The following is a 14689-nucleotide window of genomic DNA, read 5'->3' as shown; positions in this document are numbered from 1 at the left end:
TCCTACTCGACCCGAATGGTAGAATTCGCTGAAAGAACCGGGGCCGGGATGATCGCCGTCATGACCGGCGTGATGAGCGGCAGCGAATAATGCACGGTCACCGTCAGATTCTGCCCCGATTTGCGTACGGACTGCGCCGGCGAGATCGTCACCGTCATGCCTGACGGGTCCCCTACACGGAGATGCCCTTTGGCATACGTCGTCATCTCTGCGTCGCTACGCCCAAGCCCGCCGAGCCTTACCGTTTCCTGAACGGTCATCTGCAGGCTGGAGTATGCGAACAGCAGCCGGCCCAGATCCACGATCCCGCACAAGAGCAGCAAGAGCAGCGGCAGCAGCAGCGCAAACTCGACAATCGACTGCCCGCGCTGGTCCTTGATCATCCCGCTCCCCATCCCTTCAGCATAAGTCCGAACAGGCAGCCGCCGGCGATGGCGACTCCGTACGGGTAAGTGCCTGACGTAAACGCGCCCTGCAGCGGCAGCTTGAGCCGAAACCGGATGCATACGGCCACATACTGCACGAATCGCACGCGTTCACGGAACCCTTTTTTGAATAAGACGATCAGCAGCGCCATCAAGGCTCCGACCAGCGCCATATAGAAGGAAGCGACCAGTACGAATCCGACGCCCTTCAGCGCACCGACCAGCGCGAGCAGCTTCACATCGCCTGCCCCCATGCCTCCGAGCATGTAAGGAATGAACAATATGGCGAAGCCAACGGCCAAACCCGCCAGCGCATGCAGTGCGCCGTCCCACCCGCTTGTCGCCGTTTGAAACACGACGGCCAGTACGAACACCGGGAGAATAACGTTATTGTAGATTTTGCGGCTTCGGATATCGGTAACGACGCAAATGCTCAGAACAGCCAGCAGCAGCGCATTGATCCACATGTTTCAGATGCCTCCGTTCGTCTTTAGATGGTTAGAGAAAGGGCCGTACGCCACGTGGACGCACGGCCCCTCTCGAAATTCGCTGGTTATGGCGTGGTGCCCATCTGCGTGACGCCCGTATTCACGGTATCCTCTGCATTGTCGAACAGCCCGATGATGTGGCCGCGAAGCGCGATCAGCGCCGTCACGACGGCTACGGCGATCAGGCCGAGCACCAATCCGTACTCCGTCATCCCTTGGCCTTGCTCGTCGTTCCAGAACTTGCGAATCTTGTTCATCATGTTGTTTGCCCCCTAGGTCTGGATTCGTGTCATGGTTGGTCTCAAGATCGGTGCAGTTGAAAGGTGTCCCTCTATCGGGAAGGCAGAGCCTTACGGTTTATGGCGTTGCGCCCATCTCGGTTACACCCTGGTTGACCGTATCTTCCGCATTGTCGAACAGTCCGATAATATGGCCGCGAAGCGCGATCAGCGAGGTGACGACCGCCACCGCGATCAAGCCGAGCACCAAGCCGTACTCCGTCATCCCTTGGCCTTGCTCGTCGTTCCAGAACTTGCGAATCTTGTTCATCATGTTGTTTGCCCCCTAGGTTTGGATTCGTGTCATGGTTGGTCTCAAGACCGGTGCAGTTGAAAAGGTGTTGCTCGATCGGAAGGCCAGCTGCGGATTACGGCGTTGCGCCCATCTCGGTTACGCCCTGGTTGACCGTATCTTCCGCATTGTCGAACAGTCCGATAATATGGCCGCGAAGCGCGATCAGCGAGGTGACGACCGCCACTGCGATCAAGCCGAGCACCAATCCGTACTCCGTCATCCCTTGGCCTTGCTCGTCGTTCCAGAACTTGCGAATCTTGTTCATCATGTTGCTTCCTCCTCAAGGGAATGTTGGGGTTGACCTACGGTGCGCTGTTGTCCGAGGAGACTCATGTTCGAGAATGACGAGCTGTCCAGGTTTGACGTCAGCTGCTGCAAGCGTGCCGGCCGGAAGTTCGACGACCGAGCTTGTCCCTTTGAACGCGGTTCCTGCCGAACGCGGAGGAAGCCGATGCTCGATGCCGACGACCACGCGCTTCCCATCCAGATGCAAGACGTCGATGTCCATCTTCATGCCGAACGTATGAACGGCTTTGCAAGGCTGGATATGCAGCCCGTACCCGTCCGGAAGCGACGTCTTCCCCATCAGGCCTTTCAATCGCCGATAGAAAGTGTAAGCGCATTCAATGTTGTCGCCAAGCAGTTTGCCGCTCTCCTGAATGATCAGCTTCATTGTCGATCTGTTCCTCTCTTCTCATGACAAATAGCCCACCTTGTAGTCCCGAAAGGAGGGTTCAAAAGAAAAGAACTCCCCTCAATCTTTCGGCAGCTGGCTGGCAAGTCCCGCCTCGATGTGCGGCTTAGCCCCTGTAGCTTTGCGTCACCGGCTTTCGCCGGTTTTGCCTTTATCGAGATTCAGCGGAGTTCGTATGGCTTACTCGCCGATCCGATATCTTGATTACATCTTACCCGGCGACCTATTTCCCCGTAATCCGACAAATATCCCTAAATTCAGAGCACTCAACTCGTGACCATTTACGGGGTTTAGTGTAGGTAATTAGGGTCACTTTTATTTTCATCATAGTCTTCAAGTATTTCTTTTCGCCAATCATGGACCTTAAGTCTTAGGTAACTTTTTCCTACGGGTAAGTTCTACTGTTGCACCCAGTATAAAGGACACATTGTTCAGTAACTCATTTTAATCTGTGAGTTCGTCAGAAAAAGCCGGGCAACCTTCTCATGAAGAGAAGCTTCCCGGCCTTGGTATGGTTTACTGCTACGATTCGATTGGTGCCGGTTATCGCCTGGAGCCGCTAAGCTCTTTAGTAAGCCGTGTTGCCCGATTGGCTCGTTTTGCCTGATGCGAAGCCCTTGAAGAGGGTCGGCACCGACGAATACCTCGTATTCGTGATTTTACCCGTGCTGACGGTGCTGTCGGTTCGCAGGATCGAGTCCTTCACATTCGAGATGTCGCTGCTGTCGACCGTCATGACCACCTTGTACGTCGAGCCGCCGAGCTGACGGACCAGCTTCCCGATATCATTGGCCTTGAAGTTCTTAATATTGATCGTGCCGGCGGCATTGATCTGGAACACCTTGTCATACGCCTTATAAGCAGCGCCGCCCGTAATGTTGACCGTGCCGGACTCCTTCAGCGTCAAGGCGTCCTCACCGACGTCCTGCCAGGTTACGTTCGTAATATTGCAGTTGCCATAACAGTGGACGCCATCGGCACCAGGCGCCCCGATAATTACGTTCTTCAGCGTTGCGCCCGCTTCCAGCTTGAAGAGCGGCTTCTGGCCTTCCGCTTGGCTGCCATCGCCCAACGTGCTCGGATTGGCGACGAAGATAGCGCCTTTGCCGTCATACGTCGTGCCCGCAGGAACGACGATCGTGGCGCTTACGGTCGTAGCTGCATGGGCAGGAGCAGGGTGAACCTGAGTAGTGGCAGTAACTAAGCCGAATAATAAGGCGAGGTAAGCGATCTTTTTCATTAAAGCACCAGCCTTCCGAATTGTAGTGTAGTGTTGCGTAATCGCTATCGGTGAATGCCGTATTCCCAATCTTAGATCATGAACACGGACCAATCACCTAGGAACGTCCCTCCTTTGCAAACGGACACGGCAGATGTGCACCTCTGCGTTGTATCCGCTTACAATATATCATGGTTTAATTATTTACATAAATAGGATTTTATAGCTATTTATATTAATTCAGTAACATCTACATTAACGATAGTTACATAGGAGTGCTTCTCGACGATTTATAGCCTAATCCTACAGGAAATGAGCTGCCCCCATCATCCTCTGCTGCTTGAAGCCGGGACAGTTCGTGCGAGATCCCCTGCTTGAAACAAGCCCTTTGTCTTAGCTGCAGCGGTAAGGGCAGGGCCAAGCAGACTTCCGGATGCCAGCCATAACCTATTGACAGCATCTAACCTGTCATGTAATATTTGACCTGTTGTTCGCGCAAGGACATCATAATCATATAACGGATCGTATAACCTCACAGCGGAAGAATCCGCAAGGGTGAGGGTTTCTACGGGAAGCCTTAACTTCCTAACTACGACTATGGAATCGCCAAGAGCAAGTGGAGATTCTCTAGTGTGGTTAGGATTTTTTATTGCCTTTTTTGTGCGGGGACTTAAGAGAACAAGGAGGTTAGACAAGATATGAAGTACATTTTATCCGTGTTTCTAGGTGCCGTCAGTTACGGTATTCTATCGACGATCGTCGTGAAAGCATACGGGCAAGGCTATACGTTGGGTGAGGTGGTCGGTACGCAGCTGTTGACCGGCTTCCTGCTCGCGTGGGGACTTGCTTGGTTCACCAAATGGAAGGAAAATCGCAAGGCGATGGCACAAGCGGGCGATCCAAACCCGACAGTCGCTACAGCGGCTGCATTGACGTGGAAGCACCGCCTGATGCTGATGGCAGCAGGTATGCCTACCGCGATTACCGGATTGGTCTACTATCACTCGCTGCGCTATATCCCGGCTTCGCTGGCCATTATTCTATTGTTCCAGTTCACCTGGATCGGCGTGCTTATTCAAGCAGCCAGCCAGCGCAAGCGTCCGAATGGCGTCATGATCATTACCCTGATCGTGCTGTTCGGCGGAACGCTGCTCGCTGCGGGCGTACTGGAGCAAGGTACCGGCGGCTTCAACCTGATGGGCATCCTGTTCGGTCTGTTGGCCGCAGTCAGCTACTCGCTGTTCATTCTATTCAGCGGCAAGGCCGTGCCGGAAGCGAATCCGGTGTATCGCAGCGCATGGATGCTGACCGGCGGTCTTGTCCTGGTGTTCGTCCTGTTCCCGCCGACGTATCTGTTTAACGGCGAGATTGTCAGCCAACTGATGATGTTCGGCTTCCTGCTTGGTTTGTTCGGCGCCTTCATCCCGCCGATCCTGTTCGCCGTTGGCGTTCCGCATATCGGCGGCGGCATGTCCAGCATTCTCGGCGCTTCCGAGCTTCCGGTCGCCGTCATGCTGTCCTCGCTCGTCCTGAACGAGCATGTGAGCGCGCTGCAATGGGGCGGCGTCATCCTCGTCCTGCTCGGCGTCGCGCTGCCGGAGCTGTATAAGTTCAAGCAGCGTCCGCAAGCAAGAACGTTGTCTTATAAATAAACGTACGGAATCCGCGCCGGAAGGTGCGGATTTTTTTTGCGGTTTTCTCGGGCATCAGTCTTAAGTTCAGGCATAGCTAGGCAGTCTTAGGTTATGCAATGCCAAGGTTCGTTAATCAAGCTACGCGGCCGTTTCACCCTCCCATAACATGGCAAAAAAGCCGCCGCAGAAGCATTACGCTCATACGGCAGCCTGGCCTTTCCCCGTTCAACGTCCTAATTCATCAAATACCGATACAAGAATTTCTCCAGCGCATAATAGAAGTCCAGCTGATTCTCAATGTTCGCAAAACCATGCCCTTCATCAAGCTTCAGCATGTACGGCACATCGACGCCGCGCTCCTGCAGCGCTTCGACGATCTGGTCGGATTCGGCTTGCTTGACGCGCGGATCGTTCGCGCCTTGGACGACGAACAGCGGCGCCGTCATCTGATCGACATGGAATAGCGGCGAGATCTCTTCGAGCAGCGCCTTGTCTTCTACCGGATCGCCAACGCGGGTATAGAACTTCTCCCGCTCCGACTCCCAGTATGGCGGCAGCGAATCGAGCAGCGTGAACAGATTGGACGGGCCGACATAGCTGACGCCTGCGGCATACACGTCCGGCGTGAACGTCAGACCCGCGAGCGCGGCATAGCCGCCGTAGGAACCGCCATAGATGGCGACGCGTTTCTCATCGACGACCCCTTCCTTCACCAACCACTCGACCCCATCGGTCAAATCGTTCTGCATCGCTTTGCCCCACTGCTTGTTGCCTGCCTCGAGGAACTTCTTGCCGTAGCCCGTCGAGCCGCGGAAATTCACCTGCAGCACCGCGAAACCGCGGTTGGCCAAGAATTGAACCTCCGGATTGTATCCCCACGAGTCGCGTGCCCACGGACCGCCATGCGGGTTGACGACAAGCGGCAGATCCTTCGGATCGGCGCCTTTGGGCAGCGTCAGATAACCGCGCAGCTCCAGTCCGTCTCTGGCTTTGAACGTAATCGGCTTCGTATCCGCCATCTTCGTCTCGTCGATCCATGGCGCCACATCGGCGAGCAGCTCTGCCTTCTGCGTCTTCGGATCATACGTATAATAGGCGCCCATCGTCTTGTCGCTGTAAGCGAAGAACATCACGTCGCCGTTCTCGCTAATCTCTTGCAGCGAGATCTCCATGCCCGGCACGAGCTCCTTGAGCTTGGCGTACATCTTCTCCAGCTCCGCATCGAAGAAGTGGTACTGGAGTTTGTCCGTCTCATAGAGCGCCGCCGCGATTGTCCCATCTTCTTTGGAAGGAATGAACGACAGCACGTCGACGTCCGCATTCTCGTAGAGCGTCTTCACCGTCTGTTTGGTCGCCGGGTCGAATTGCACGATCGCCGCCTTATCGCGGCCGATATCGGACATCGCATAAAGCTGCTTATTGTCATAAGTGAACATAGCCGGCATGAACGTATCGCCGAGTCCTACCTTAAGCAGTTCGGTGAACTCTTGGTCCTCCGTATCGCGGTACAGCAGCACCGATTCGTTGCCGTCCGAGGAGATCGCGACCCGCAGCTTGCCGTCATGGTCCGTCATCCAGCCGGTAATCGTGCCCGGATTCTCCGCCACGAGTTCAGCCTCGCCCGTCTTCACATTGAGGCGGTAGACGTCGAAGAAACGCGCATCCCGCTTGTTCATCGCAATGAGAATTTCGTCCGGCTGATTGTCCAGCATATCGATCGCCATCGCCCGCGTATTCGGGTACGGGGTCAGATCCTGCGCGCCCGTGCCATCGACGTTAATGCTGAAGACGTGATAGTTCTCATCCCCGGCATTGTCCTGCGCATAGATGAGCGTCGTGTCCGACTTCCAAGCGAAGTCGACAATATCCCGGTCGGTCGCATTCGTGACCGGCTTCGCCTCGCTCTCGCCGTTCTTCTTCACGAAGACGTTCAGCCGATTGTTGGATGGCGCGAGGAACGCCGTGCTTTTGCCATCCGGCGAGCTCTGGAAACCGAATTGGGCCGGCTGGCGGATGAAATCCTCGATCGGCAGTACGCCCTCTTGCCCGTAGATGTCGAGGCTGAGCGCCCGGTAGAGCAGTTGGCCGAATTCCGCATGCGTAACTTTCTTTTTCCCTTCGAATGCCGTGCCGTCTATAATAAAATGCTGCTTCAGCCGTGCCGCATCCTCCACATGATACGCGGCGATAGCCGAGGCATCGGTATACTTCACTTGAATGCCGTTGTCGCTGAGCTGCAGCGAGCGCACGAACAACGACGCCAGCTGCTCGCGGGTTAAGGCTGCATCCGGCTGGAACGCCGCGGCCGCGCCGCCTTTGACGATGCCTTGCGCCTTCAGCGCATAGACCGCTTCCGCTGCAGGATGTCCGGCTGGCACATCGAGGAACCCGGTCAGGTCCGCAGGCGGCTCGAGCTGAAGCACCCGATCAAGCACGATGGCGGCTTGTCCGCGCGTAATGAGCGTCTCGTCCTCCAGCATGCCATCCGTCGTACCGTCGATCAGCCCCAGTGCAGCGAGCGTCTTCGTCTCCTCGGATTGGGACTGCGCAGGCGGCAGCGGTTGAGCGGTCTCCGCATAAGCGGCAGATGGTATCGTCAATGACGTAGCGACTAGTGCGGCAATGAGCAAGGAATGCAGCTTCTTAGGCAAAAACATAAACGTCGAATCTCCTCCCCAGGTTGGAATTACCTGTATATTTTACCAACTGGTTGGAGTGTCGATCTACCCGTCAATGGTCATGAATTGGACAAGCAGCCTTGTCTGATTGCTGAGAGATATGGCGAATAGGGGCAGATTGCAGCTACATGTTGTCTTTTATGTGATACCTACCATTTCGGTATCTCGAATGAGCAGCTAGCAAGACTAGAGCACATATTAACCCCTACATACTTCCTCCAGCTAGATTCGAGCCGTCAACTGGTTGATGAATTCAAATCGCTTCTTCATCTAGAAGAAATGACGCGGATTCGCGCTGACCGTCTGACAAACGAACAAGTTCCGCTGCATCTCTGCTTGTCCTTAGCTTTATCTAGACAAATAACCAAGTCCCCATTCAAGAGGCTTGGTTATTTCGATTACCCGTTCAACATGCTTGCCGCCATACGCATCATTTCTTCCTTGCTATATCCGCTGTCCGCTTTCACAAGTAAGTTATAGGCGATCTTCCGCTGGCTATCAAACCATGCAAGGCTATGAAGTCCGTCTTCACGGGCTACCTGGTGGTAGATCCCCTCCTGCTGCTCTCCAATCTTCACCTTCTCGACCACATCCCCGTCCTGCGGCCATACATCGGAGCCCATTGCGAAGCTGGCGAGTATGTAACCAACGATCTTCCCTTGCTCATCGGCAAAATAAAGCTGCGAATGCCCGGATTCCGTCCAGTCCAGTTTCTCCATGAACAATTTATCCGCGCTTGTTGGCGCCTGACTGGCTCGCTCGATCAGCCTTTGCTTCACTTGGCTATAGGTAGAGTTCTCACCCTCCCCGCTGTGAGGCAACTTAGGATGCACCTGCCCATATAACAAATGCAGCCCCTCCGGCACATACGCCGGCATCGGAATCGACGGCCCCTTGGCAGCTGTCTGTGCCTCGGCAAACTCCGCATACGTCTTGTACTGCACCGGCTGGAAAACGAACTTGATCGGATTCAACTTGTCGTACTCGTTAATCGCTTCATCATTAATGTAATAGGCCGCGAATTCGCCCGGCTCGAGGGAAGCTTTCACCCGCTCGTCGTAATCGCTCATCTGCTGGCTGATCGTCGCATCCGGCGGATAATGCGGGTAGTCGATCGTCTTCATGACGACCTGTCCCGACCGGTCTCGGATCTCGATCAGCTTCGTCGCCGCATAGCCGCTCACCGACGCGAACAGGATGAGCCCCAGCATGCCGGTCAACACAGTCGCCGGCCGCAGCCACTTCCGTCCGCCTGCTTCACGCGCCTTGCGCTCATTCACGCTGCCCTGCTCGATGCGTCTCATCACCTTATCTGTCAGATCCATCTGCTTGAACGGATATTCATGAGCTAGATATGCTTTGTTTAACGTCAAGTCTTCGTCCTTGCCAACGCTGGAACTCTCCATTGCTCATCCCCCTCCCATGCTTCGATGACACGCTTCATCCGCGCTTTAATCCGCATCACCTTCTTGCGGATTGCCTCCGGGCTTTTCCCGGTAATCTGCCCGATCTCCACATACGTTCGTTCCTCGCACACATGCAGGATGAGCAGGCTCCGGTCCGACACGCTTAGTTCATCCAGCGCGGTGGCCAGCGGCTCGCTGAACACCTTCCGTTCATACGTCTCCTCGGCGCTCGCCTCCGCGGCCTGCGGACGCATCCACCCCATCAACTGGCGCTGCAGCCGCTTGCGGCGCATCACGTTGAGGCAGTGATGATAAGCGATCGCATACAGCCATGAGGTGAAGCTCACCGTAGGCTTATAGCTTGCGATGGCGTTATAGCCCTTGATCAGAATCTCCTGCGCGGCATCCTCCGCTTCCTGCGCATGGCCCAACATCCGGCAGCAATAGACATAGATCTGTTGCTGCAGCTGCTCGACGATCGGCCGATAGCTCTGCGCGTCCCCGGCCTGCGCCTGCCTAACCCATTCTTCCAATCCTTCGCCTTTCGTCGTGGCCCCCTCCTTTGCTTATTGTTGTCTATATAACACTTCAGTTCGATGAAACCGGACGCTTCTTGCTAAATATTTTTCCAGATTGCTCCCAATTCCTTGTTACCATAGCAAAAAGGCCGCGAAGCAAAGTTCGCAGCCTCTTCCTATCTCACTTCCCATCGGCAGTATTACAGAGACGAATTGTAGCCGAATGGCGGCAACGGCGGTGGCGGAACCGACTTGCTCGCCTTCAGGTCATCGTAGAAATGCGCCTGCGTCACGTAGATATACGGCGCAAGCCATAAGTATCCGATGCCGAACGTCACGATCGCCAGCAGCGCCCAGCCGATAAACGTCAGGTTCAGCACGAAAAAGCGCCATTTGTGCCCTACCATCAATTCCTTGCTCTGCCGAATCGCATCCAGTGGGCTGATATCGGGATTTTCTTTCATAATATAGTACGCCATCGAGTAACGGAATGAGGCAATAATGCCCGGCACGATCAACAGCAACGTCCAGAGGAATACAAAAATGCCCATCAGCAGATAAAGTACGAAGGCGTTCACGAAATTCTTAAAGCCGCTGAACACGTCGCTAACCGGCGGATTCGACCCTCTGGCGATTCCCAGATAGAACGAGGTCGCGCCGAGTCCTAACGCTCCGCCTACCAAGAGCGAGGCAATCAGGCCGAGTGCGGGGACCTCATTGAGCAGATTGAGAACGACCGAGATGAGTCCAAGGATCACCAAGCCGCCAATAGCCTTGCCCCAGTTCCCTCTTAAGCTCTCCCTTGCCCTTGCGCGCAATTCCGAATACGTTGCCGTCATTGAATCCCTCCCGTAAGTTGATTCCCCATGTCACAAACATGACACCGCGGAATTAGCTTATTAACGCCGACTCGATTTGATGACGATGATGTTGGTCGTGGTCTATAAATTCACGAACAATGTAGAGCAGGGAATAAGGCGACCCCGTATGCGGACAAAAGGAAACACCGCCTGTAGTCGTATGTTGGCGCAGCTTGTCTTCTCCTAATTCCACTAGCAATCGGCACAATTCCTCGCGAGTGGAACGGAATTCGTCCAGCAGCTGCCCTTGGCTAATGCCCGACCTGGCATAGGCGTAGGCATCCGCGTTGAACGGATCGAAGGCCGGGAATTCAATACCTTCCCCGCGCGTTACCGCTGGAACGGCGCGATCGATCAGATGTTGGTCCCAACACAGCAGATGAGCCATAATCTCCGCGATTGAGGCCTTCCCTTCGGCAATAGGCGCACACCACGCCTTCTCTCCCAACGCATACAACCGTTCAGCCCATTGCGCCATCGTCTGGAATTCTCCAATGACCTTACCGCCTTCAGACATCCCATAACCCCCTGTAAAATAATAACAAAATTATATAATGCGAACATATGTTTTGTACAGCCTCATCTGCCTAGATTCATAGATACCGCCGCTTCATGCAGGCCCGCTAGACTTCGATACCTTAGTTATTCATTCTTTCTCTCATCCAAAAATGAAACCAAGCCCAAACCGATACGTAAGACTGTATGGTTACACGGTTTTCAAACCTGCACGCAAACGCAAACTCCAAAGGGGAGTAGCTGCCACAATAAAGTCGTCAGTACGAGAACGCATTGTTCTCCGGTTTTATTGGCATTGCCGGCGCCGGCAATGTTAGCGAGACCTTTGCCAATACGAGGCCTCAAGTTCCTTCGTATTGAGAGAACGGAAAATCGTTAGATTGGTAAAGGAGGACGTAAAATGGATTTCGGAATGTTATTGGAGTATGGCTGGGTACTGCTCGTACTCGTCGCGCTGGAGGGGCTGCTCGCAGCCGATAATGCGCTTGTCCTTGCAATTATGGTGAAGCATCTGCCGGAGCAAGAGCGCAAGAAGGCGCTGTTCTACGGTTTGGCCGGCGCATTCGTGTTCCGCTTCGCTTCCTTGTTCGTCATTTCGTTCCTGGTGGATGTATGGCAAGTACAGGCGATCGGCGCGCTATATCTGTTGTTCATAGCCGCGAATCATATTGTGCGTAAGGTCATTGTCAAAAAAGGCGAAGAATCCGCAGCCAAGAGCTCCGGCAAGGAGCCGAAGCAAAGCGGCTTCTGGATGACGGTATTCAAGGTCGAAGTCGCCGACATCGCCTTCGCGGTCGATTCCATTCTGGCAGCCGTCGCGCTCGCCGTTGCGCTTCCGGCCACCAACCTGCCGAATATCGGCGGTATGGACGGCGGACACTTTATCGTTATTTTCCTCGGCGGCTTCATCGGCTTGGTCATCATGCGTTTCGCCGCTACGCTGTTCGTGAAATTGCTCGAGAGCCGGCCTTCGCTCGAGGTTGCAGCCTTCTTCATCGTCGGCTGGGTGGGCGTCAAGCTTGCCGTTCATACGCTAGCCCATCCTTCGGTCCATGTCATTCCGCATGATTTTGCCGAATCGACCGGTTGGAAGCTGTCCTTCTACATCGTGCTCGTCGTGATCGCCGCAACCGGCTGGTTCCTCTCCGGCGGCAAAGACAAGAACGAAGAGAAGCAGCAATCCGTCGCTTAAAACCATTTATCGTTCATAGCTAGACACAACAACCCCGCCTCGCTTGAGGCGGGGTTGTTGTGTCTAGCGGAAATGATAGGCGTATGGAGTAAAAGGTACATGAGGCGATCGAAGGGGATCTTGCTTTTTGTCCAATATTTTTCCGGAAATAATCCATGTTCTTCCCAACAAAGTCGTACTATTATGATGATAATGATTATCATTATTAGTTTTGGGGAGTGTTATAAGGGGCATGAGAAAAACATTCAAAGGGTTGTTACTCGCCTGCGCGATAGTCATGGGCATAGGCTCGGCTGTGGGCGCGGCGACTGCAGCTACGACCACGGCAACAAGTAAAGCCAAGCATCAAATTACGTACAACGGCAAGACGTACACCGTACCGGTCAAGACGGCCAAGATCGTCATCACAGGCTCTGTCGAGTCGCTCGAAGACGCGCTCCTGCTGAACTTCAAGCCGCAAGGCGCACTGACCGTAGGCGGCGATTTCCCTGATCTGTTCAAGAAAATCACCGATGGCGTTGTCGCAATCGGCGAGAAGACGGAACCGGATCTGGAAGCCATTCTGAAGCTGAAGCCGGACATCATCCTCTCCAGCACGAAGTTCCCTGAAGAGACGAACGCGAAACTGGCGAAGATTGCGACGACCATCCCCGTGTCCCATATCGCGACAGACTGGCTGCCGAACCTGAAGCTGCTCGCTACGCTGACAGGCAAGCAAGCCGAAGCATCGAAGATCATCTCGAACTATGTCAAGCAGCAGACGCTTGCCAAACAAAAGCTCTCGCCGGTCTTCAAGAACAAGACGGTCGTAGCCGTTCGTATTCGCTCCGGCAACCTGTTCATTTACCCGCAGGACGTGTTCTTCAACCGTTCCCTGTACGCTGATCTTGGCGCCAGCGTGCCGAAGGCCGTAGCCCAGGCCAAATCGCAGCAAAACATCTCGCTCGAGAGCTTCGCTGCCATTAACCCGGACTACGTGTTCGTCCAGTTCTCGCCGGAAGAGAACCCGAAGAACAGCTCGGCGCTTACGGACCTCCAGAAGAACGCGATCTGGAAGAGCCTGAAAGCCGTGAAGAACGGCAACGTGTTCGTCAACATCGTTGACCCGAATGCGCAAGGCGGCACGGCTTATAGCAAAATCGCCTTCATCGAAGCATTGATGAAGAGCAAGCTCGTCACAGGCAAGTAAAAAGGGATGAAGAAAAGGCCCGGTATCCGTCACGAACGGATACCGGGCCTCTTTGCTGCTTTTCCATTACACCGTCTCAGCCGTTATTTCCGGCTTCGCGCTGCCAATCCCCGAACCTTCGAACCATTGACCGCCAATCAGCCTGCCCTTCGAGAAGACCGCTTCGCGCCGAGGGACGGCCGCAAGCGCATGCTGCGGATTCTGGGCGCTGACGAGCATGAAGTCCGCCCGTTCCCCCTTCGCCGGAACCAGACCGCCCCCGGTTATGAGCGGATACATCTGGAGCAGGTCGCCATCGATAATCCAGCCGAACTTCTCGGCTAGCCTGGAGCCTCTGGCCAGCAGATCCCCATTGCCGAACGGACTCCACGCATCAAGTATATTATCCGAGCCGGCATAGACGCGCACGCCTTCGGCCAATAACTGGTCGACGCGCGGCATCGGGCGATCGATCGGCACGCTCGTAATGATCGCGACGTCCGCCGACTTGAGCTGCTGGGCAAGCGCCCGCGAGTCTGCCTCCGGTACCTGTCCGAGACAATAAGCGTGACTGACCGCGGTACGCCCCGATTGGCCGGCGGCTACCGTCAGATCGGCGAAGCGGCTGATGGTGTACAGTCCGAGATGGCTCGGGTCGTGCAGATGCAGGTCAACGCCGGCATTAAATTCCGCGCTCAGCTCGAACATGGCCTCGAGGCTGCGGTCCACCTGCCGGTCTAGCCCTGCCGGATCAACGCCGCCGACATAGGCGGCACCCGCCCGCATCGCTTCTTTCATGACCGCAATCGAAGACGAGCGGAGCAAGCCTTGTTGGGGGAACGCCACGATCTCGATCTCCATGACATCGCGGAACTCGTCTTGAATTTGGGCAATCTGTTCGATATGGGAACTGCCGATGACCGGATCTACATCGATATGGGTACGGATCTTTGTCGTGCCATGGCTGAGCAGCAGGCCAATCAGCCTGCGGGCCCGTTCAGCCACGGTCGTCGGCAATGCCGCCAGCTGCTGCTTCTCGAATGCCAGCTGCCCGGGCAATGTGACGAAAGGCTGCAGCGGCCGCCAAGGCTCCCCCAGAAAATGTTTGTCCAGGTGGATGTGCATATCGTGCAAAGCCGGCAAATAGAGCAGGCCCGCTGCGTCCAGAATACGCTCATCCGCGCTGCCTGATGGTATTGCCTGGCCTGCAGGCACGACTTCCCCGAAGGTCCCGGTCTCCTGCTGCACGGTTAGATCGAATAATTGCCCGCCAATCCGGACATTCCTAACAATTGTTGCCTTCATCATGGTCACCTGC

The 14689-nt window shown here is 55.1% G+C and carries 16 protein-coding genes and 2 riboswitches; of the genes, 3 read left to right on the top strand and 13 right to left on the bottom strand.

Annotated elements, in window-relative coordinates:
- Window positions 1-2: 2 nt before the first annotated feature.
- The 7 genes from FHS18_RS28985 to FHS18_RS28955 form a co-directional block, all read right to left on the bottom strand.
- A complete protein-coding gene (locus FHS18_RS28985) occupies window positions 3-383 on the bottom strand; it encodes a TadE/TadG family type IV pilus assembly protein (RefSeq protein WP_183603891.1) in 381 nt (126 codons plus the stop codon).
- Complete coding sequence (locus tag FHS18_RS28980; RefSeq protein ID WP_183603890.1) at window positions 380-892, bottom strand: A24 family peptidase; 513 nt, start codon at window positions 890-892, stop codon at window positions 380-382. Before FHS18_RS28980 ends, FHS18_RS28985 begins: the two co-directional genes overlap by 4 nt.
- A gap of 86 nt (window positions 893-978) precedes the next feature.
- Window positions 979-1173, bottom strand: coding sequence for a Flp family type IVb pilin (locus tag FHS18_RS28975; RefSeq protein WP_183603889.1), 195 nt, complete (start codon window positions 1171-1173; stop codon window positions 979-981).
- A gap of 97 nt (window positions 1174-1270) precedes the next feature.
- Entirely contained in the window at window positions 1271-1465 is a 195-nt protein-coding gene (locus FHS18_RS28970; RefSeq protein WP_183603888.1) for a Flp family type IVb pilin, read from the bottom strand.
- A 94-nt stretch (window positions 1466-1559) separates the two neighbouring features.
- A complete protein-coding gene (locus FHS18_RS28965) occupies window positions 1560-1754 on the bottom strand; it encodes a Flp family type IVb pilin (RefSeq protein ID WP_183603888.1) in 195 nt (64 codons plus the stop codon).
- A 12-nt stretch (window positions 1755-1766) separates the two neighbouring features.
- Window positions 1767-2159, bottom strand: coding sequence for a DUF192 domain-containing protein (locus FHS18_RS28960; RefSeq protein ID WP_183603887.1), 393 nt, complete (start codon window positions 2157-2159; stop codon window positions 1767-1769).
- An 88-nt stretch (window positions 2160-2247) separates the two neighbouring features.
- Window positions 2248-2340: riboswitch (cyclic di-GMP riboswitch) on the bottom strand.
- 408 nt (window positions 2341-2748) lie between these two features.
- Entirely contained in the window at window positions 2749-3420 is a 672-nt protein-coding gene (locus FHS18_RS28955) for a pectate lyase (RefSeq protein ID WP_183603886.1), read from the bottom strand.
- 481 nt (window positions 3421-3901) lie between these two features.
- Window positions 3902-4011, top strand: a riboswitch (purine riboswitch).
- An 86-nt stretch (window positions 4012-4097) separates the two neighbouring features.
- Here FHS18_RS28955 and FHS18_RS28950 point away from each other — a divergent pair.
- A complete protein-coding gene (locus tag FHS18_RS28950) occupies window positions 4098-5051 on the top strand; it encodes an EamA family transporter (protein WP_183603885.1) in 954 nt (317 codons plus the stop codon).
- A gap of 215 nt (window positions 5052-5266) precedes the next feature.
- Here FHS18_RS28950 and FHS18_RS28945 read toward each other — a convergent pair whose 3' ends face one another.
- The 5 genes from FHS18_RS28945 to FHS18_RS28925 all read right to left on the bottom strand — a co-directional run bounded on the left by FHS18_RS28945 (window position 5267) and on the right by FHS18_RS28925 (window position 11012).
- On the bottom strand, window positions 5267-7690 hold the full coding sequence (locus FHS18_RS28945; RefSeq protein ID WP_183603884.1) for a S9 family peptidase: 2424 nt from the start codon (window positions 7688-7690) through the stop codon (window positions 5267-5269).
- A gap of 419 nt (window positions 7691-8109) precedes the next feature.
- A complete protein-coding gene (locus tag FHS18_RS28940) occupies window positions 8110-9117 on the bottom strand; it encodes a hypothetical protein (RefSeq protein ID WP_183603883.1) in 1008 nt (335 codons plus the stop codon).
- A complete protein-coding gene (locus FHS18_RS28935) occupies window positions 9081-9650 on the bottom strand; it encodes an RNA polymerase sigma factor (protein ID WP_183603882.1) in 570 nt (189 codons plus the stop codon). Before FHS18_RS28935 ends, FHS18_RS28940 begins: the two co-directional genes overlap by 37 nt.
- Window positions 9651-9835: 185 nt before the next feature.
- On the bottom strand, window positions 9836-10474 hold the full coding sequence (locus FHS18_RS28930; RefSeq protein WP_183603881.1) for a DUF975 family protein: 639 nt from the start codon (window positions 10472-10474) through the stop codon (window positions 9836-9838).
- Between the two features lie 52 nt (window positions 10475-10526).
- Window positions 10527-11012, bottom strand: coding sequence for a DinB family protein (locus tag FHS18_RS28925; RefSeq protein ID WP_183603880.1), 486 nt, complete (start codon window positions 11010-11012; stop codon window positions 10527-10529).
- Between the two features lie 399 nt (window positions 11013-11411).
- On the opposite strand from FHS18_RS28925, the gene FHS18_RS28920 reads away from it, so the two are divergent.
- A complete protein-coding gene (locus FHS18_RS28920; RefSeq protein ID WP_183603879.1) occupies window positions 11412-12203 on the top strand; it encodes a TerC family protein in 792 nt (263 codons plus the stop codon).
- A 232-nt stretch (window positions 12204-12435) separates the two neighbouring features.
- The gene (locus tag FHS18_RS28915; RefSeq protein WP_183603878.1) at window positions 12436-13392 is read left to right on the top strand and encodes an ABC transporter substrate-binding protein; all 957 of its coding nucleotides are present in this window, start codon (window positions 12436-12438) and stop codon (window positions 13390-13392) included.
- A 66-nt stretch (window positions 13393-13458) separates the two neighbouring features.
- Here the strand turns inward: FHS18_RS28915 and FHS18_RS28910 are convergent, their stop codons facing one another.
- Window positions 13459-14679 (bottom strand): amidohydrolase family protein, encoded by a 1221-nt coding sequence (locus FHS18_RS28910; RefSeq protein WP_246427980.1) that lies wholly within the window; start codon window positions 14677-14679, stop codon window positions 13459-13461.
- Window positions 14680-14689 lie beyond the last annotated feature (10 nt).

Source organism: Paenibacillus phyllosphaerae (assembly GCF_014192105.1).
GTDB classification, from domain to species: Bacteria; Bacillota; Bacilli; order Paenibacillales; family Paenibacillaceae; genus Paenibacillus_Z; species Paenibacillus_Z phyllosphaerae.
The sequence above is the reverse complement of the archived record's forward strand: the minus strand, read 5'-3'. Positions and strand labels throughout refer to the sequence as shown.